This is a genomic window from Orrella dioscoreae, from assembly GCF_900089455.2.
In the GTDB taxonomy this organism is placed as follows: Bacteria; Pseudomonadota; Gammaproteobacteria; order Burkholderiales; family Burkholderiaceae_B; genus Orrella; species Orrella dioscoreae.
The window spans coordinates 2155474-2173720 of sequence record NZ_LT907988.1; the positions used below are offsets into that span (position 1 = coordinate 2155474).

15 protein-coding genes and 2 pseudogenes are annotated in these 18247 nt (G+C 66.5%); 9 read left to right on the top strand and 8 right to left on the bottom strand.

Annotated features, from left to right (window positions below; genetic code table 11):
- The first annotated feature begins 1 nt into the window (after window position 1).
- On the top strand, window positions 2-358 hold the full coding sequence (locus tag ODI_RS10065; protein ID WP_067759996.1) for a RidA family protein: 357 nt from the start codon (window positions 2-4) through the stop codon (window positions 356-358).
- A 285-nt stretch (window positions 359-643) separates the two neighbouring features.
- On the opposite strand, the gene ODI_RS10070 is transcribed toward ODI_RS10065, so the two are convergent.
- Entirely contained in the window at window positions 644-1054 is a 411-nt protein-coding gene (locus ODI_RS10070; protein WP_067759993.1) for a barstar family protein, read from the bottom strand.
- Between the two features lie 109 nt (window positions 1055-1163).
- Between ODI_RS10070 and ODI_RS10075 the strand changes: the two are divergent.
- Window positions 1164-1668: pseudogene (locus ODI_RS10075) on the top strand (IS3 family transposase); the annotation flags it as partial.
- Between the two features lie 48 nt (window positions 1669-1716).
- Here the strand turns inward: ODI_RS10075 and ODI_RS10080 are convergent.
- Entirely contained in the window at window positions 1717-3594 is a 1878-nt protein-coding gene (locus ODI_RS10080) for a hypothetical protein (protein ID WP_067759990.1), read from the bottom strand.
- A 259-nt stretch (window positions 3595-3853) separates the two neighbouring features.
- Here ODI_RS10080 and ODI_RS10085 point away from each other — a divergent pair.
- Window positions 3854-4594, top strand: a pseudogene (locus ODI_RS10085) (YoaK family protein); the annotation flags it as partial.
- 64 nt (window positions 4595-4658) lie between these two features.
- Here ODI_RS10085 and ODI_RS10090 read toward each other — a convergent pair.
- Window positions 4659-4997, bottom strand: a complete 339-nt coding sequence (locus ODI_RS10090) for a hypothetical protein (RefSeq protein ID WP_067759986.1) — start codon at window positions 4995-4997, stop codon at window positions 4659-4661.
- 299 nt (window positions 4998-5296) lie between these two features.
- On the opposite strand from ODI_RS10090, the gene ODI_RS10095 reads away from it, so the two are divergent.
- The 3 genes from ODI_RS10095 to ODI_RS10105 all read left to right on the top strand — a co-directional run bounded on the left by ODI_RS10095 (window position 5297) and on the right by ODI_RS10105 (window position 6881).
- The gene (locus tag ODI_RS10095; RefSeq protein WP_157929747.1) at window positions 5297-5596 is read left to right on the top strand and encodes a hypothetical protein; all 300 of its coding nucleotides are present in this window, start codon (window positions 5297-5299) and stop codon (window positions 5594-5596) included.
- A gap of 186 nt (window positions 5597-5782) precedes the next feature.
- A complete protein-coding gene (locus ODI_RS10100; RefSeq protein WP_067759980.1) occupies window positions 5783-5986 on the top strand; it encodes a cold-shock protein in 204 nt (67 codons plus the stop codon).
- Between the two features lie 208 nt (window positions 5987-6194).
- Window positions 6195-6881 carry a COG3650 family protein gene (locus ODI_RS10105; RefSeq protein WP_067759977.1) on the top strand — a complete coding sequence of 229 codons (687 nt, stop codon included), beginning with the start codon at window positions 6195-6197 and terminating at the stop codon, window positions 6879-6881.
- 99 nt (window positions 6882-6980) lie between these two features.
- On the opposite strand, the gene ODI_RS10110 is transcribed toward ODI_RS10105, so the two are convergent.
- The 4 genes from ODI_RS10110 to ODI_RS10125 all read right to left on the bottom strand — a co-directional run bounded on the left by ODI_RS10110 (window position 6981) and on the right by ODI_RS10125 (window position 12710).
- Window positions 6981-7880 carry a recombination-associated protein RdgC gene (locus ODI_RS10110; protein ID WP_067759975.1) on the bottom strand — a complete coding sequence of 300 codons (900 nt, stop codon included), beginning with the start codon at window positions 7878-7880 and terminating at the stop codon, window positions 6981-6983.
- Window positions 7881-8476: 596 nt separating this feature from the next.
- The gene (locus tag ODI_RS10115) at window positions 8477-10102 is read right to left on the bottom strand and encodes an MFS transporter (protein ID WP_408635943.1); all 1626 of its coding nucleotides are present in this window, start codon (window positions 10100-10102) and stop codon (window positions 8477-8479) included.
- A 354-nt stretch (window positions 10103-10456) separates the two neighbouring features.
- Window positions 10457-11863: a sensor histidine kinase gene (locus ODI_RS10120; protein ID WP_098021000.1), complete on the bottom strand. Its 1407-nt coding sequence runs from the start codon at window positions 11861-11863 to the stop codon at window positions 10457-10459.
- A gap of 118 nt (window positions 11864-11981) precedes the next feature.
- Window positions 11982-12710: a response regulator transcription factor gene (locus ODI_RS10125; RefSeq protein WP_067759969.1), complete on the bottom strand. Its 729-nt coding sequence runs from the start codon at window positions 12708-12710 to the stop codon at window positions 11982-11984.
- A gap of 340 nt (window positions 12711-13050) precedes the next feature.
- Between ODI_RS10125 and recA the strand changes: the two genes are divergently transcribed.
- Both recA and recX read left to right on the top strand, forming a co-directional pair.
- Window positions 13051-14115 carry a recombinase RecA gene (gene recA, locus ODI_RS10130; protein WP_067759966.1) on the top strand — a complete coding sequence of 355 codons (1065 nt, stop codon included), beginning with the start codon at window positions 13051-13053 and terminating at the stop codon, window positions 14113-14115.
- An 86-nt stretch (window positions 14116-14201) separates the two neighbouring features.
- The gene (gene recX / locus ODI_RS10135) at window positions 14202-14732 is read left to right on the top strand and encodes a recombination regulator RecX (RefSeq protein WP_067759964.1); all 531 of its coding nucleotides are present in this window, start codon (window positions 14202-14204) and stop codon (window positions 14730-14732) included.
- Window positions 14733-14734: 2 nt separating this feature from the next.
- Here the strand turns inward: recX and ODI_RS10140 are convergent, their stop codons facing one another.
- Window positions 14735-15655, bottom strand: a complete 921-nt coding sequence (locus tag ODI_RS10140; RefSeq protein WP_067759962.1) for a LysR family transcriptional regulator — start codon at window positions 15653-15655, stop codon at window positions 14735-14737.
- Between the two features lie 182 nt (window positions 15656-15837).
- On the opposite strand from ODI_RS10140, the gene metE reads away from it, so the two are divergent.
- The gene (metE, locus tag ODI_RS10145; RefSeq protein ID WP_067759959.1) at window positions 15838-18135 is read left to right on the top strand and encodes a 5-methyltetrahydropteroyltriglutamate--homocysteine S-methyltransferase; all 2298 of its coding nucleotides are present in this window, start codon (window positions 15838-15840) and stop codon (window positions 18133-18135) included.
- Window positions 18136-18247 lie beyond the last annotated feature (112 nt).

Sequence of the window (18247 nt, forward strand, 5' to 3'; positions counted from 1 at the left end):
CATGAACACCGATATCCAACGAATCGATACGAATGCCCGGATGTCGCATGTCGTCGTCCACAACGGCGTGGCTTACTTGGCCGGCTCGGTGGCGAAAGACTATGCCGGCGGTCTTCGGCAACAGGCCGCCGAGGCGCTTGCGGATATCGAACAGACGCTGCAGACGGTCGGGTCGAACAAATCTCGGATCCTGAGCGCGCAGATCTGGCTGAAGGATCTTTCCCGCGACTTCAAGGACATGAATGCCGTCTGGGAGGCCTGGCTGCCCGAGGGCGCGGCGCCCGCCCGGGCGACGTGCCAGGTCGACATGGCCGACCCGGCGATCCTCATCGAGATCATCGTCACCGCCGCGGTCTGAGGCAAGTACTGGATGGCGATTCCTCGCGCCGCTATTGGCGCGAGCCTCGGACCGACGAAGTGGGCGACGGCCTCGTAGCTGAGATGGTGTGGCGCGATGCGCTGGTCGCGGCGGGTTTCGCCTTGGGCCTGGCGGGCGCAGACTGTCCCGTTCTTGTTGATGACCGTACGCGCCCATGATTCTGCGCTGCGCATGGCCGCTGGTGCGGACGATGGGCAGTGGTTGGCGGAGACGGCGGTGTAAGCGCCAGCGCTTATATGTGCTGTTGAGTCACGTGGCGACTGCTCAAGCCAGTTCAAGCGTGAAGCGAGGATGGCTGGCCATGACCCGACAGATTTGCTCGAAGTACGTGGGACCGTGGCCGGCCTCCAAGGCATGCAGCGCTCCCAGCCAGTGCTGGTGGTTGAAGGTGTCAGGGCGGGCCAATTTATCGAGGTAGTGGGCACGTGTGGCGCCGATCCCCAGCCTTGCACGGCTGCGCTCGGCATTCAGCCAGCGCAGCCTTACCGGCGCATTGCCTTTCGCGGCGCCATACCCTCCATAGAGCATGTCGTCCAAGGCATCTAGGCTGGCGCCCAGTTCCCAGTCTTCCTGCGCCATGAAGACGCGATTGATTTCAGCATAGAAGTCCGCTATTCCCTCGATGCGGGCGCCGTCGATTAGCAGTGTGCGTTCGGAGGGGGGTGTTTGAGTCATACGTCAATGGCCATAAAGCAAAGCCACCTCGTTGGTGGAAATGGCGACAGGTTATTGTGGACTGCCTCGCGCGCATCAATGCATCGCCGCGGCCTCTGCAAGCTGTGCCCCCGGCCCGGTGGTGCCGACAGCGCCCGAGCAGGTCTGGGTGGCCGACATCACGTATCTGCCCACGGCGGATCGCTGCACGTATCTGGGCTTGGTGACCGATGCCTACTCACGCAAGATCGTGGGCTATCACGTGCACGACAGCTTGCAGACAGAGGGCGTGCGGCGTGCGCTGGAGATGGCGCTGTAGCTCGCGCCGATCGACGCAACCGCTGGTGCACCACTCGGACCGGGGCATCCAATACTGCTCGGAGCATTACCAGCGCCTGCATCGGCGCCATGGTATCCGATGCTCGATGACCGACGGCTACGACTGCCACCAGAATGCGCTGGCCGAGCGGGTCAATGGCATCCACAAGGGTGAGTTCCTGCTGCAACGGCCAGCAGATCTCGAACAAGCCAGAACGATGGTCCGCCAGTCTGTCGATATCTACAACGCCGAACGCCCGCACCTGTCTCTACAATGCAAAACACCCGATGAGGTTCATCGGGTGTTGAGTCCGTAGCGCCGCTACGGATACCGTCAGGTATGTGTCAACCTATGGCAGGAAGGGTCATTCCGTCCGGGGCGCTTCGCACGCCACCTCGCGGATGACGGGTTCGCCGTCGCCCGCCGAATAATCCGTCTCCTCGCAAGCCGCTGCCCGGTAAAGGGCGCCATCGTGCCGATAGCGGGTGTGCCGGTACAGGCCAGCCGCCGCCCGTACGTGAACGCGCAGGTCCAGCCAGCCTTCATGGCGCGTGGCAAGCGTTTCCAGTCCGCCCGCCTCCCGTAGGATGACCTGCCACCGCTTGCCGGCACGTCGCAGGACGGCCATGTCGCAGTTCACGCCGCCGCACGATTCCCAGATTGCGTATTGCGGCATGTCGCTGCCATCCAGGTGGAGGGCCTGCGTGGGAGAGCGCCACGTCTCAGCGCCTGCCTCTTCCTGGTAGGGCAGGCTGGGCGTGGCGAGTCCGGCGGCCATGAGCAGCCGTCGGGCCAGCCAGAATTCGCCCGCCTCGCCGAACATGGCCTGGTCGGTCGCGCCAGCTTGCCTCAGGTCCCGCGCGACGTCGTCTCGGTCGAAGGCGGCGGCGATCGCCAGTGGCGTCGCGCCGGCCAGGGGCGCCTGGGGGTCGGCGCCCCGCGCCAGCACGGCGGACAGCACGGCGCGCGGCGCCGCCGGGCTTGCCTCGTCCTCCAAGGGCGGCAGGCAGCCCAGGTAGCGCGCCAGCGCCTGGTCCGGCGCCACCTGTTCCAGCAGCCTCAAGGACAACTCGGCATCGCCCACGCAAGCCGCCGCCTCGAATGCCGCGACGGGATCGGCCAGCGGGGCGTGGCGCGCCAGCGCCACGGTGGCGAGATCGCCGCCGCCCTGGCCGATGATCTGCGGCCAGGGCAGTGCTGCGATGCGCGTGGCATCGCAGTGCGTCACCAGCCAGCGGGTGGCTGCCTGCCGCTGGATGCGCACGGGGTCGGGCGTTGCCGGGCCCGCGGACAGGTCCGGCGGCACGGTGGCGCGCCAGGCGCCGGCGGCCTCGCTGACATTCTCCTGGGTGCATGCCTGTGGGTGCGGCGCGTGGGCAGAGAGCGCCGCCTGCCACGCCGGCGTCTCGGCCAGCATGGCCTGCAGCGGACTGCCGATGCGCTGCAAGGAGACCTTGAGCAGGAAGGCGAACAGTGTGGGAGGCTGAGGCGTTTGCGTCCAATGCGCCGCGTGATCCAGCGGTGCATCGAGAGGGGTTTGCGCCACCAGCCGCGCGAGCAGGGGCTTGGCAGCGTCTTGCGCCGGCAAGGCCTGCAGCAGCGCGACGGCTTGCGCCGGCGCGGGCCGCAGGCCCGCGGAAAACAAGACGTCGAGCCGCTCGATGCGGCCGCCCCGCGCGTGCGGGACGGCGACATCGAAAAGCGCGCGGCAGGCCGGCGAGGCGCGTTGCGGCGCAGTCACGAGGGCCAGGCCCGCCGTGGCGTTTTCCCATTGTCCGTCGTGGCCGTCCCTCGCCATGTCGACCAGGAGCGCGCAGCGGGACTCGACGGGCGCGATGCCCACCAATTCAAGCGCGAAGTCGCGTTCGCCGGCGATGCGGGCGATCCACGTCGTGGGCATTCCGATCGGGCCGCCGAACACGCTCTGGAACGGCTCTGCCAGGGGCACCCTGGCCTGCGCGACGAAGACACGGATGATGTCGCGGGCGGGCTCGCGCGCGGCAGGCGGCGCGGCGTCCAGCCGGGTGATGGCCCGCATCAGCAGTGGCCGGGGCCGCGCCGTGTCGGTGTCCGAGGGCGTGGCCTGGGCAAGCGCCTGCCGCAAGGCGTCGACATCGCTTGCCATGATCGCGCGTTCCAGCGGCGTGGTGTCGCCAGCCAGCGCGGGGGTGGGGCAGGCGCCGGCCAGCAGGGTGGCGGCCACCACGAGCGCATGGGCCAGCGGTGGCCAGGCGGTCGTCATTTCACCCCTGCACGCGCCATGCGCGGTCCGCGTGGACGATGCGCACGCGCCGGAAATGGAGCCGGGTGTCTTCCTGGTGGCACAGGAACCTGGCGGCCGGCAGGCGCAGGGAAGGAGGGGGGCGTGGGAGCGTTCATCGTTGCGGTCCGCTTGCCAGGTTCCGGGCCCGTGAAGGTGGTGCGAGGATAGCATGCAGCCTTGGGCGTAGAATGCCCGCATCCGGCAAGCCGTCAGGCCCGGGCAAGAGGTGGCTCGCCCTATGTCCCTTTCCTATCTGCGCAGTCTCACCGCGAGTGAGCGCAGCCCCGAGGCCAATCGGCATCTGGCCTATTACCTGACCTTCGTGGCCGGCGCGGCCAACGCGGGCGGCTTCCTGGCGGTCCAGCATTACACCTCTCACATGTCCGGCATCGTGTCCGCCATGGCCGATCACCTGGCGCTGGGCGCGGTGACGCTATTCATGGCGGGGGGCCTGGCGCTGGCTTCCTTCATTGCTGGCGCCGCCGTGTGCGCCCTGCTCGTCAACTGGGCGCGTCGCGCCGGCTTGCACAGTGAGTATGCCTTGCCACTGATGCTGGAGGCGGGCTTGCTGCTGACCTTCGGCCTGCTGGGCGGCAACCTGGATACCTTCCGTCAGTTGTTCCTGCCCGCGACGGTGCTGCTGCTGTGCTTCATCATGGGTTTGCAGAACGCGATGGTGACCAAGGTGTCGCGGTCCGAGATCCGCACCACGCACATCACCGGCATGGTCACGGACATCGGCATCGAATTGGGCAAGTTGTTTTACTGGAACGTTGCGCGAGGAGACGAAGCGACGATGGTGCGCGCCAACCGCGGCAAGCTGCGGGTGCTGAGCGCGCTGGTGGCCCTGTTCTTCGTGGGAGGGCTGGCCGGCGCCTGGGGGTTCAAGCATGCGGGGTTCATCGCCACGCTGCCCCTGGCCGCGCTGCTGTGCGTATTGGCGATGGTGCCCGTGCTGGATGACCTCAGGGCGCGGGTCGCCGCGCGTTGAGGTTCCGGCAGCAGAAAAGGGCGGGCCACGGGCAGCCCGCGCCTGTCATGCCTCAGTTCAGGCCGGCCGGCGTGCGGTCGCCGTCGTAGCCCAGCACGTCGAGCGCGGCATCGTAGGTCTCGACTTCCGAGCACAGGAACACGGCCACGTCGCCCGGATCCATGTTCTCCAGCACCTCGCCCACCTGGTCGTAGGCCTGGTCCACGTTGTTGACGGCGGCCGCATGGATCTGCGCATCGCTTTCGAATTGTTCGGCCGGCACGATTTCCGCGAGGGCGTTGAGGTCGGCTTCGCTGATGACGACGTAGGTGCTGATCACGTGGCCTTCCACGGTGCTTTCCAGTGCAACGCCGCCCCGGGCGTCGGCGATCTTGGTACTGACGATGTCCATGCGTGTCCTGCCTGAAAGAAGTTGCGGTCCGGCGCCCTGCGCCCCGTCCGCTTGCGCAGCAGACTATACCAGCGGGAGGGGACCGCTTCCCGTGGCACAGCAGGCGTTCGCCGCGTGCATGAGGCCTGTCTGGCAGTGCCAGCGTTGCGTCAGATAGACGAATTGCGTCGTGCTGCCGCCTTTTTGTTCTGACAGATGGAGCAATGAGCAGCTTTCGGCGCTAGTCTCAAGCAAGGGGAAGTGCGGACGTACAGTTGTCTTGTTCCGGAGGTATGCTGTCCTTTTCCCTAGGGGCCCCTATGCTTCCGAACCACTATGTCTACAAGGGGTACCGACTGTCGGCGAACGTCGAGCGAGTCCTGTCCGGGTCGGACGGGGGCCTGGATGGCGTGACGTTCCGTGCAAGCCTGCGCATCATGCGCGCCGACTTGTCTGATGAGCCTGGTATCGAGTGCGAAGTGCCTGCGTTTTCCGACGGGCAGGGTCGGCATAGTCCGCGCGAGGCCATCCATGCGGCGGTCGAATATGGTTGCCAGGTGGTGGATGCCTTGCCAGCCGCCAACCCATCGGGCGTCGCTGGTGTCAATACCCAGGGGTAATTATCTTATCCGGGGGGTTGACGTTGTTGCTTTTCACCGTCATAGTTCGCGGGCAGATCGTCAAGCGACGCGGTTTTCGGTGCACCAGTCGCCCTAGTTGGTACGTCGGTTGTTCTCCTTCCCTTCCTTGATCGTTCTGGCACTTTTCAGGCTCGCGTCTACATAATTCAAGGAAGCAAAAACATCATGGCAACCGGTATCGTCAAGTGGTTCAATCCCGAAAAGGGTTTCGGCTTCATCGTTCCCGATGAAGGCGGCAAGGACCTGTTCGCTCACTACTCGGAAATCCGCGTCGAGGGTTTCAAGTCGCTGGAAGAAAACCAGCGCGTGAGCTACGAAGTCGGTGCTGGCCCCAAGGGCCCCAGCGCCAAGAACATCCAGCTGGTCTAAGCCTTCGGGCTGCGGCGCAAGCCGCGCACAGCAGGAAAAACCCGGCTTCTGGCCGGGTTTTTGTTTTGGTGTGCCCCCCTTGGTCGTAGCTTGCGGCCTTCCCCCATCCCAGCATGCGGTTACAAGCTGACAGGACACCATACCTGCCGCGTCAAACGAGGCGGCTAGAATCGGGGCTGTTACAGATATGGGAAAGAGGGAGTTCTTCATGCTGCGAGCCAGTTTCATCGCCACCAGTGTGCTCGTGCTGGCTGGCTGCGCCACCCAGGCGCCCGCGCCGGCGCCCACCACTGGCGGCTCGGCGCCTTCAGGGGGCACGGCCCCGCCTCCGCCGCCAGAGGTTCCCAGCGCAAGCCAGGAGCCCGTGGAGCGCCTGCGTGGCGCCTACAGCAAGACACAGGGCTGGACGCTGTGTGGACAGACGGCGCCTTCCGCCTTGCAGACGCCTCTGCGCAGCGAGCTGGATGCATTCGCGCCGGGCACCGACAGCTACTTCCTGGATGGCTGGGGCCGCCGTGGCCCGCAGGGCGTCGAGCTGGTGAGCGTCGAGCGCATACATACGGAAGGGCCGGGTTGCGAAGAGCCCCTGGATGGCTTCGTCTGGGTGGCCCACGGCCAGGAGCCGTTCTGGGCTTTTGGCGTGACGACGTCCGGCATTCGTTTCAAGCCCGAGGGTGAGCCTTCGCGCACCTATGCCTATGTCAAGCCCGAGATCGTGGGGCAGCAACTGGTGTATCGCGGCGCCGATTTCGAGTTGGTGCTGAACAAGGAAGGTTGCCAGAGCACGATGGCCGACGCGCGTTATGCGTGGGCCGCGCGCCTGCAGGCGGATGGCCGCAGCTGGCAAGGCTGCGCCTGGCAGGGCCTGCAGTCCGAGGGCGAGGAAAAGCTCTGAGGCAAAAAGGGGGGGGCTCACCGCCCCCTGCCTGACCGGCACCCATGGAAAAACCGGCGATTCACGCCGGTTTTTTTTGTCGTGCACGGGCGCCCGGCGTCAGACTTTCTTTTCGCCGCCCAGGGCCTCGACCAGATCGTCCAGCATCTGGGTGAGCTCCCCGGTCATGAGCGCCATGTCGGTGTCGAAGCGCTGGTCTTCGGCAAGCCCCGCCGAGTCGGTGTTTTCCTTCAGCACGTCGAGCGGTGCGACGCGCTTGACGTCCAGCCCTTCGGTGAGCACGAAGGAGACGCGGTCAGCCCAGGTCAGGGCAAGCTTGGTGCACTGCTTACCCGAGGCGATGTGGCGGCGCAGGTCGTCGGGTTCGGGCGTGTGCTTCACGTAGCGCACGGCCGCGCGGCTGTCGCCGCCGGCGCTCAGCTCGGTGTCCTGGTCGATGGTGAAGTTCGACGGCGCCTCGTCGCTGGCCAGCCAGCCCGTCATTGCCGCGGCGGGCGAGATCTCGACGTAGAGCGGCTCGACCGGGAAGGGGTCGACGGACTTGGCGAGCAGGCCCAGCACTTCATCGGCCTTGGCCGAAGCCGCCGCATCGATGACGAGCCAGCGGCCCGTGGGATTGATCCACACGCGGGTGTCGCGCGTGATGCTGAAGGCGCGCGGCAGCAGCTCATCGAAAACCTGTTCCTTCAGGTCCTTCATCTGCTTGCGGCCCGGTTTGAAGCCTTGCTGCGCTTCCAGTTCCTGGGCGCGCGCCTTGGCAACCTGGTTGACCACGGTCGTGGGCAACAGCTTCTTTTCCGTGCGCAGCGACAGCAGCATCTGGCCGCTTACCGAATGCACCAGGGGACCGTCCTCACGCACGGGCACCCAGCCCAGCGTCTGCATTTCCAGGGCGTTGCCCGACACGAAGGCCGCAGGCGCAAGCTTGGCCTCCAACTCTTCAGCGGACAGTTTCCAGGCGGAGGTAAGGCGATAAGTCTTGAGATTCTTGAACCACATGGCAGGCGCTGGGCAAAAGGGAAGATTCTATAACGAGCCGGCAACCCGACCCCAGGACACTTCCGCAACAGCCGTTGACAGCGGTGCTCCAAAGCGGTCAGCCGAGATCATGCAGGAGCAGGCAAGTACCTCAGGAAGCGGGGACGCAGCGGAGCCGGCTTCGCCGGTCCGCCAGCGTCGCCCCCCTGGGGGGGGGGCGCGCAGCGCCTCGGGGGGGACCTATCCCACACCAAAAAAAAGCGGCCCGGCTGAATCCAGCCAGGCCGTCAGGGGGAACACACGATGCCGCGCATATAAAGGCTCGCGGGGACGCGACAAAGGTGCCAGAGAACAGATGCTGCCGGTTCCCACCTTGGGGATCATTCGTGGCAACCGGGGTTTCGGTGCATGTCTCTGGAACGAAGTCTACTGCCGCGCGTCTGAATTCCGCCTGAACGGCGGCGCGGCGGTCAGGCCAATATGCGGCCTGGCGAAAATCCTATTGGATGCAACTTGTCCGCAAAATACGCCAGGGCCAAAAAAAGCCCCCTTTTCAGGAAAAGGGGGCCTGAAAGCCGGATGGGCGCAGCAGTGCCACCCGGCGGGGGACCGTCGATTTACGCGTTGATGTCGTTGTCCTTGGTTTCGCGCACGAAGAGGGCGCCTACCACCAGGGTCATCAAGGCGATGATGATCGGGTACCACAAGCCATCGTAGATGTTACCGGTTGCCGCCACGACTGCAAAGGCCACCGGAGGCAGGAAGCCGCCGAACCAGCCATTACCGATGTGATACGGCAGGCTCATCGAGGTGTAGCGGATCCGGGTCGGGAACATCTCCACCAGCATGGCGGCGATGGGGCCGTAGACCATCGTAACGTACAACACCAGGATGAAGAGGAAGAATACGACCATGGGCTTGTTGACTTCGGCTGGATTCGCGCCAGCGGGATAGCCGTGGTCACGGATGGACTGGGTCAGGGACTTGTTCAGCTCGGCCGAGCGGGCGGTGAAGGCTGCCTTGTCCATGCCGGCGCCTTCGAACGACTCGAACTCGTCCTTGCCGATGCGGACCTTGGCCACCGTGCCCGCGGGCGCCGCCTGGTTGTCGTAGTTCACCGAGTTGCGCGCCAGGAAGGACTTGACGATGTCGCACGAGCTGGTGAACGACGAGGTGCCCACCGGATTGAACTGGAACGAGCACGCGGCCGGGTCCGCGATCACCGTCACCGGCGCTTCCGCCTGGGCACGCTCCAGCGCCGGGTTGGCGTAGTGCGTGATGGCCTTGAAGATCGGGAAGTAGGTCAGCGCGGCGATCAGGCAGCCTGCCAGGATGATCGGCTTGCGGCCGATCTTGTCCGAGAGCCAGCCCCAGAACACGAAGAAGGGGGTCGCCAGCAGCAGCGCGATCGCGATCATGATGTTGGCTGAATTGGCTTCCACCTTGAGCGTCTGGGTCAGGAAGAAGAGCGCATAGAACTGCCCCGTGTACCAGACGACCGCCTGGCCGGCCGCGAGGCCGAAGAGGGCGAGCAGCACGAGCTTCAGGTTGGCCCATTGGCCGAAGGATTCCTTCAGCGGCGACTTCGACCCCTTGCCTTCTTCCTTCATCTTCTTGAAGGCGGGCGACTCGTGCAGCTGCATCCGGATCCAGACCGAGACCGCCAGCAGGACGATCGAGATCAGGAACGGAATGCGCCAGCCCCAGGCGCGGAAGGCTTCCTCGCCCAGCGCGGTGCGCACGCCCAGGATCACCAGCAGCGACAGGAACAGGCCCATCGTGGCGGTGGTCTGGATCCAGCTGGTGAAGAAGCCGCGGCGGCCGTGCGGCGCGTGCTCGGCCACGTAGGTGGCGGCGCCGCCGTACTCGCCGCCCAGCGCCAGGCCTTGCAGCAGGCGCAGGATGATGAGGATGATCGGGGCGATCATGCCGATGGATTCGTAGGTGGGCAGGATGCCGACCAGGAAGGTCGAGGCGCCCATCAGCACGATGGTGACGAGGAAGGTGTACTTGCGGCCGACCAGGTCACCCAGGCGGCCGAACACGAGGGCGCCGAAGGGACGCACGGCGAAGCCGGCGGCAAAGGCGAGGAGGGCGAAGATGAAGCCCGCGGTGGGGTTGACCCCGGAGAAGAAGTGAACCGCGATGATCGCGGCGAGCGACCCGTAGAGATAGAAGTCGTACCACTCGAAAACGGTGCCCAGGGAAGACGCGAGAATGACGCGCTTTTCCTCCCTGGTCATTGGCGCCTTGGCGCCGGCTGCGGGAACGGCAGTGTTCATGATGTCTCCTCGTTATTGGCCAGCATGGTGTGCCGCCTGACTGGGCCTGGGCATGCTTGGCCCCTTGCGGGGTGGCGGGCCGATGGCGCAGCGTGGAGGCTTTTATCGCCGCTCTGCTGTGTTCCGGATGTGAGCCCTTCCCGGGACGGAACGGCTCACATTCAGGCGCAGCAGGTCAGCGTTCCCTTGTGGTGGGGGCTGTGCAACCCCGGGGATCGGGGCCGTTACAAGGTAGGCGCGAAGACTGACGTCTATCTGACGGAACCCTTACTTGAATCTTAATTGTGTAATTATTTGTGTCTTTTCCCTCGGGGCTCAGGGATAGTCCCGATCCGGGAGGCCGCCGTCACCGGACAGATAGGCGGAGGCTGGCCGCAAGCGTGCCAGCGTCAGGCGCACGCAGGTGCCGGTCGCGCCGGCGTCCAGGTAGGGGTTGTCGATGATGCCGACGTGGGCCTGGTGGCGCTGGGCGATTTCGCGCACGATGGCCAGGCCCAGGCCGCTGCCGTTCACACCGGTGCCCAGGACGCGATAGAAGCGGTCGAATACGCGTTCCCGCTCGCCGGGGGCGATGCCCGGTCCGGTGTCATCCACTTCCAGCACGGCCTGGCTGCGGCCGTCGCGGATGCGCACCGTGACGTGGCCGCCTGCCGGGGTATAGCGCAAGGCGTTGTCGATCAGGTTGTTCAGCAATTCGGCCAGCAGCAGCGCGTTGCCCAGGACCGGCACGCGCGTGTCGGGGCCTTCGAAGCCGAGGTCGATGCCCGCCAGCATCGCCTGCGGCACCCAGTGCTGGGCCTGCTCCTGCGCCAGCGCGCTCAGGTCGACCTCCGCCATGGGCAGCGCGTCGGCATTCTCGGCATTCGCCAGCAACAGCAACTGGTTGACCAGCCGCGTGGCGTGTTCGGAGCCGGTCACGAGCTGCCGCAGGCTGAACTGCATTTCCTCCGGCGTGGCGTCGCGCAGCGCCAGCTCGGCCTGCGTGCGCAGGCCTGCCAGCGGGGTCTTCAGCTGGTGCGCGGCATCCGCGACGAAGCGGCGCTGGGCCTGGATGGTGGCCGACAGGCGCGCCAGCAGGTCATTGACCGCGCCCACCAGGGGCGCGATTTCCGACGGGGCGGCGTTTTCGTCCAGGGGCGACAGGTCGTCGGGACGGCGCGCGCGCAGGCGTTGCTGCAGCGCGTTGAGCGGCGCGATGCCGCGCGACAGGCCGAACCAGACCAGCAGCACCGCGATCGGCAGGACCACGAACTGCGGAATGATCACGCCCTTGATGATGTCGTTGGCCAGCTGTTCGCGCTTCTCCAGCGTCTCGGCCACGGTCAGCAGCACGGGCCGCGCCCCGGGCGAGGCGGGTTCCATCCAGATGTAGGCCTGGCGGATGCCGAAGTCGCGCAGCGTGTCGTCGCGGTACAGCACCTCGCCGGGCCGCGAAGGCGTGCCCAAGGCGGGCAGCGGCAGTTCACGGTCGCCGCCCAGTATCTGTCCCCTGTCGTCCTGCACCAGCCAGAAGACGCTGTCGTCCTCGTCGGTGCGCAGCAGGCGCCGGGCCGCGGGTGTCATGTCCAGGCGTGTCTCGCCGTTTTCGACGATGACCTGCGCCGCCAGCACGCGCAAGGTGTTGGCCAGCGTGCGGTCATAAGGCACGTTGGCGATGTTCTGCGCCACCACGTAGGTGATCGCCACGCTCATGGGCCACAGCAGGAAGAGGGGGGCGAGCATCCAGTCCAGGATCTCGCCCAGCAGCGACCGGTGGGCGGGCGCGAAGTTCGGGCCGGCGCTGCCGCGCTGGATGATGTCCAGCGCTTCCTGGTTCAGGGCTTCGGAGGGGGTTGCGGGCTCAGTGGGCGGTTGCTGGCTGATCCGTGCCACGGAGGTCTCCGCCGTTGTTGCGATCGATGGCGGCGTCGCGTTCCAGGCAGTAGCCCAGCCCGCGCACGGTGGCGATCTTCACGTCGCTGGGCTCGAGCTTCTTGCGCAGGCGATGGATGTAGACCTCGATGGCGTTGGAGCTGACTTCCTCGCCCCATTCGCAGAGGTGATCGACGATCTGGTTCTTGCTGACCATGCGCCCGGCGCGGGTGAGCAGGATTTCGAGCAGGCTGACCTCGCGCGCCGAGAGGTCGAGCGTGTGGCCGTCGACCTGGGCCACGCGCCCGGTCTGGTCGAAGACGAGGCGCCCATGGCGCAGCACCGTGGCGCCGCCGCCCGCGCCACGGCGGGTCAGGGCACGCACGCGGGCTTCCAGCTCGGACAGCGAGAAAGGCTTGGCCATGTAGTCGTCGGCGCCCAGGTCCAGGCCCTTGACGCGCTGCTCGACGCTGTCGGCGGCGGTCAGGATCAGGACGGGCAGGTGCGAGTTGCGCGCGCGCAGGCGGCGCAGCACTTCCAGGCCGGGCAGGTGCGGCAGGCCGAGGTCCAGGATGAGGAGGTCGAAGGCTTGCGCGGCCAGCGCGGAGTCGGTGGCCAGGCCGTCGTGCAGGCTGTCGACGGCATAGCCGTTGCGGCGCAGCGAGCGGGACAGGCCGTCGGCCAGGATGCTGTCGTCTTCTGCGATGAGTATGCGCATGGCCGGAGTGCCGCGGTTAGGAGGGCGGCCGGCATGGCGGCGGCGCGCCCGGGACCGGACGGCGCCGGGTCTGGGCCCGCTCACCGCCAGTGTCTTGTCTCTCGGAACCGATTCTGTCACAGGGGCGGGCCGCTTGGACACAGGGGATAACGCGGGGATGGGGCAAGGGCCGGGAGGGTGGAAAAAAACCTCCGCACTGTGCTTTTATCCAGTACAATCCGATGCCATAATGCCCCGCAAGGAAAGACGGTGGCGCCCGGCAGGGCCCGCCGCAGGAACCCTCCGGGACAGCTCGAAGCGCGCAGCGCCGGGCAGACCGATCACCATCAAGGACTCGTACATGGACGACAAACAGAGCAAGGCCGCCGCGGCGGAAAAATCCAAGGCGCTGGCCGCTGCGCTGTCGCAGATCGAAAAGCAGTTCGGCAAGGGCTCGATCATGCTGTACGGCGGCAACGAGGTCGAGCACGACATTCAGGTCGTCTCCACCGGCTCGCTGGGCCTGGACATCGCCCTGGGCGTCGGCGGCCTGCCGCGCGGCCGCGTGGTCGAAATCTACGGCCCGGAATCGTCGGGCAAGACCACGTTGACCCTGCAGGTCATCGCGGAAATGCAGAAAGTGGGCGGCACCTGCGCCTTCGTCGACGCCGAGCACGCGCTCGACGTGCAGTACGCCTCCAAGCTGGGCGTGAAGCTCACCGAGCTGCTGATCTCGCAGCCGGACACGGGCGAACAGGCGCTGGAAATCACCGACGCGCTGGTGCGCTCGGGCTCGGTCGACCTGATCGTCATCGACTCGGTGGCGGCCCTGGTGCCCAAGGCTGAAATCGAAGGCGAAATGGGCGACTCGCTGCCCGGCTTGCAAGCCCGCCTCATGAGCCAGGCGCTGCGCAAGCTCACGGCCACCATCAAGCGCACGAACTGCATGGTCATCTTCATCAACCAGATCCGCATGAAGATCGGCGTCATGTTCGGCAACCCCGAAACCACCACCGGCGGCAACGCGCTGAAGTTCTACTCGTCCGTGCGCCTGGACATCCGCCGCACCGGTTCCATCAAGCGTGGCGAGGAAGTGGTCGGCAACGAAACGCGCGTGAAGGTCGTCAAGAACAAGGTGGCACCGCCTTTCAAGCAAGCCGAGTTCGACATCATGTACGGCGCGGGCATCTCGCGCGAAGGCGAGATCATCGACCTGGGCGTGCAAGCCGGCGTGGTCGAGAAGTCGGGCGCCTGGTACAGCTACAACGGCGACCGCATCGGCCAAGGCAAGGACAACGTGCGCGAATACCTGCGTGAGCGTCCGGCGCTGGCCTTCGAGATCGAGAACAAGGTCCGTGCCCAGATGGGCGTGGCCGAGCGTGCCGCCGGTGTCGTGGCGGCCACGGCCGGCTCCGAAGAGGACTGATGTCCTCCTGGGGGACCCGCAAGCCTTCAGGCCCTGGTGCCCGTCACGCTCGATCCGGGCGAGCGGGCACGCAGGACGAAGCGTCAGTGCAGGGAATCGCGGACGAACAGTCCGAGCATTCCGGCAGTGGCGAAAATCCCTCGGCGCGTGGGTCCGCGCGCCGAGGGCCCTCCCTGAAGGCCCGGGCCGTCGATTTCCTGTCGCGCCGTGAGCATGGCCGCCAGGAACTGGGCCGCAAGCTGGCCCGCCACAGCGACGACCCCGAAGAAATCGAAAGCGTGCTCGACAGCCTGGCCAAGGAAGGCTGGCTGTCGGATACCCGTTATGCACAAAGCATCGTGCAGCGGCGCGGCGAGCGCCAGGGCACCGCGCGCATCGTGCAGGAGCTGCGCCGCAATGGCGTGGATGCCCAGTTGGTCGACACCTTGCGGGCGGAACTGCAATCCACGGAATATGAACGCGCCCGGCAGGTCTGGGCCAAGCGTTATGCCGACAAGCCCGCCACCACCCCCACGGAATACGCGCGGCAGGCGCGCTTCCTGGCCGCGCGCGGGTTTGGCGCGGGCATCATCAGCAAGATCCTGAAAGGCAGCGGTCTGGACGACGACGCGCTGTAGCGCTATCCCCGCACCGACTTGATACCCGCCAGGGTCTTGAAGCAGCCCTCCCGGGCAATGTTCAGGAAGTCCTGGATATAGGACGCCTGCGCATCTTCCGTCCGCACGGCGGCATGCAGCGTGCACCAGACGCCTTGGGGACCCAGGTGCACCACGTCCATCCAGCCTTGGTCCAGATACTCGGTCAACGCCCAATTGGGCAGCGCCGCAACGCCGCGGTTGCTGGCCACCAGTTGGGCAATGATGGGCGTGAGTTCCGCACGGCGGATGCTGGCGGGCTCGACGTCCGCCGGGTCCAGGAACTGCGTGAAGACATCCAGGCGCTGCTTGTCCACCGGATAGGTGATGAGCACCTGGTCGGCCAGTTGCGCCGGATCAATGAACTTGCTGCCCGCCAGCGGATTGGCCTGGGCCACGGCCAGCACTACTTCATAGCGAAAAAGCGGGATGTACTCCACGGCTTCCAGCGGCTGGGGGTCGGAGGTGATGACGAGGTCCAGATCGCCGCGTACCAGGGCGGGCAGGGGGGCGAAGGAGAACGCGGCGGAGAGGTCCATGCTGACCTCGGGCCATTGGCCGCGGAAGGTATCCAGCGCAGGCATCAGCCACTGGAAGCACGAGTGGCATTCGATGGCCAGGTGCAGCCTGCCCGTGCGGCCGGCTGCCAGGCGTTGCAGTTCCCGTTCCGTGGCGCGGATGCGGGGCAGCACCTCATCGGCCAGGGCCAGCACGCGCAGGCCCGCGGTGGTCAGGCGCGCGGGACGCGTGCGGCGGTTCAGCAAGGGCGTGCCCAGGCGTGACTCCAGTTCGCGCAATTGATGCGACAGCGCCGATTGCGTCAGGTGCAGCCGCTCGGCGGCCTCGAGCAGGCTGCCGCCGTCACGGATGGCGGCCAGAGTTTCCAGGTGGCGAATTTCAAGCATGGGAAAGGGCGGCGGGCGCGGCGGCAGGGAAGAGGGGCCCTGGCGATATGCGCCGGGGTCAGAAGTCTATATGTTATGAAATTTCCTCAATCATTTCATGCAAAATTTGATTTTGATTCATGGAATGGTCCGCTGACAATATCGCACTGATTGAAAATTCTTTGCGAAAAGGCGGACTCACCATGACGACCATTCATAATCTGGGCTTCCCCCGCATCGGCGTGCAGCGTGAGCTGAAGCATGCGGTGGAGGCCTATTGGGCAGGCAAGCAGGATGCTGCTGCGCTGGAAAACGTGGGCCGCGAATTGCGCGCCCGCCATTGGCAGGTGCAGGCCAGCGCCGGCGTGGCGCACGTGCCGGTGGGCGACTTCGCCTGGTACGACCAGATCCTGGAGTGGACGACCACGCTGGGCGCCGTGCCCGCCCGCTTCGGCCAGCCGGAGGGCGCGCCCGTGTCGCTGGACACCTTGTTCCGCATGGGCCGGGGCCGCGCGCCCACGGGCACCCCGGCAGCGGCTTGCGAGATGACCAAGTGGTTCGATACGAACTACCACTACATCGTCCCCGAACTGACGCCGGGCCAGACCTTCCGCATTGCCCGGGAAAGCCTGTTCGACCAGGTGCGCGAGGCGCAGGCCCTGGGCCATGACGTGAAGCCCGTCATTCCCGGGCCGCTGACCTGGCTGTGGCTGGGCAAGGGCGACAGCTTTGGCGCGGGCGCGGGCGACGAAGGCAAGTTGGCGCTGCTGGAGGCGCTGCTGCCTGTCTATGAAGACGTGCTGGCCCGCCTGGCCAAGCTGGGCGTGGCCTGGGTGCAGGTCGACGAGCCCGTCCTGGTGCTGGACCTGCCGCCGGCGTGGAAGCAGGCTTTCCAGGCGGTGTATGCCCGCCTGGCCGCCAGCCCGGTGAAGCTCCTGCTGGCGACGTATTTCGGCGGCCTGCGCGACAACCTGCAATGGGCGGCGGCGCTGCCGGTGGCGGGCCTGCACGTGGACCTGGTGCGCGCGCCGGACCAACTCCAGCCCGTGCTGGCTGCGCTGGGCAAGGACAAGGTCCTGTCGGCGGGCGTCATCAATGGCCGCAACATCTGGCGCGCCGACCTGGATGCGGCGCAAGCGCTGCTGGCGCCTGCCGCCGCAGCCCTGGGCGAGCGGCTGTGGGTCGCGCCCTCGTGCTCGCTGCTGCACGTGCCGGTGGACTTGGCCAAGGAAAGCGGCCTGGACGCCGAGCTGCGCGGCTGGCTTTCCTTTGCCACGCAGAAGCTGGACGAACTGAGCCTGCTGGCCCGCGCGCTGGGCGGATCGCCGGATCCCGCTGCCCAGCGGGCGCTGGCGGCGCAGCGCGATGCCCTGGCCGCGCGCCGCCAGTCGCCGCGCATCCACAATCCGGCCGTGGCGGCCCGGCTGGCAAAGATCCAGGCGGTTTCGCGTGACCGGGCACCCTTCGCCGAGCGTATCGCCGCCCAGCAGGCAGCGCTGTCGCTGCCGGCCTATCCCACCACCACCATCGGTTCCTTCCCGCAGACGGCCGAGATCCGCGGCCTGCGCCGTGACTGGAAGTCGGGCGCCCTGGGCGACGCGGCCTATGAGGAGGCCATCCGCGCCGAGATCGAGCGCGTGGTGCGCTTCCAGGAAAAGGCGGGCCTGGACGTGCTGGTGCACGGCGAACCCGAGCGCAACGACATGGTCGAGTATTTCGGCGAACTCCTGGCGGGCTTCGCCTTCACGCAGAACGGCTGGGTGCAGAGCTATGGTTCGCGTTGCGTGAAGCCGCCCATCATCTTCGGCGACGTGGCCCGCCCGGCGCCGATGACCGTGGGCTGGTCCGCCTATGCGCAGTCGCTGACCAGCAAGCCGATGAAGGGCATGCTGACGGGCCCGGTCACCATCCTGCAGTGGTCCTTCGTGCGGGACGACCAGCCGCGCCAGGAAACCTGCCGCCAGCTGGCGTTGGCGCTGCGCGACGAAGTGGTGGACCTGGAGCAGGCGGGCATCCGCGTCATCCAGATCGACGAGCCGGCCTTCCGCGAAGGCCTGCCGTTGCGCCGTGACGACTGGCGGGCGTATCTCGACTGGGCGGTGGATTGCTTCCGCCTGTCGACGGCGGGTGTGCGGGACGACACGCAGATCCACACCCATATGTGCTATTCCGAGTTCAACGACATCATCGCGTCGATCGCGGCGATGGATGCCGACGTGATCACCATCGAAACGTCGCGCTCGAACATGGAGCTGCTGGAAGCCTTCGAGGACTTCAGCTATCCGAACGACATCGGACCCGGGGTGTACGACATCCACTCGCCGAACGTGCCCGAGGTGGACTGGATGGTGGGGCTCATGAAGAAGGCCGCCTCGCGCCTGCCCAAGGAACGCCTGTGGGTGAATCCGGACTGCGGGCTGAAGACGCGCGCCTGGCCCGAGACCGAGGCCGCGCTGGCCAGCATGGTCGAGGCCGCGCGCCAACTGCGCCAGGCGGCCTGAGGGCGGCAGGGGCAGGGGTTCGGGTAAACCCGAATCCTTGCTGCGCGCGGGTTGGCGGGACATGGGGTGTTCATTAGGCTGAGCTATACTTTTGTGCTTTGTTGCTCCGCAA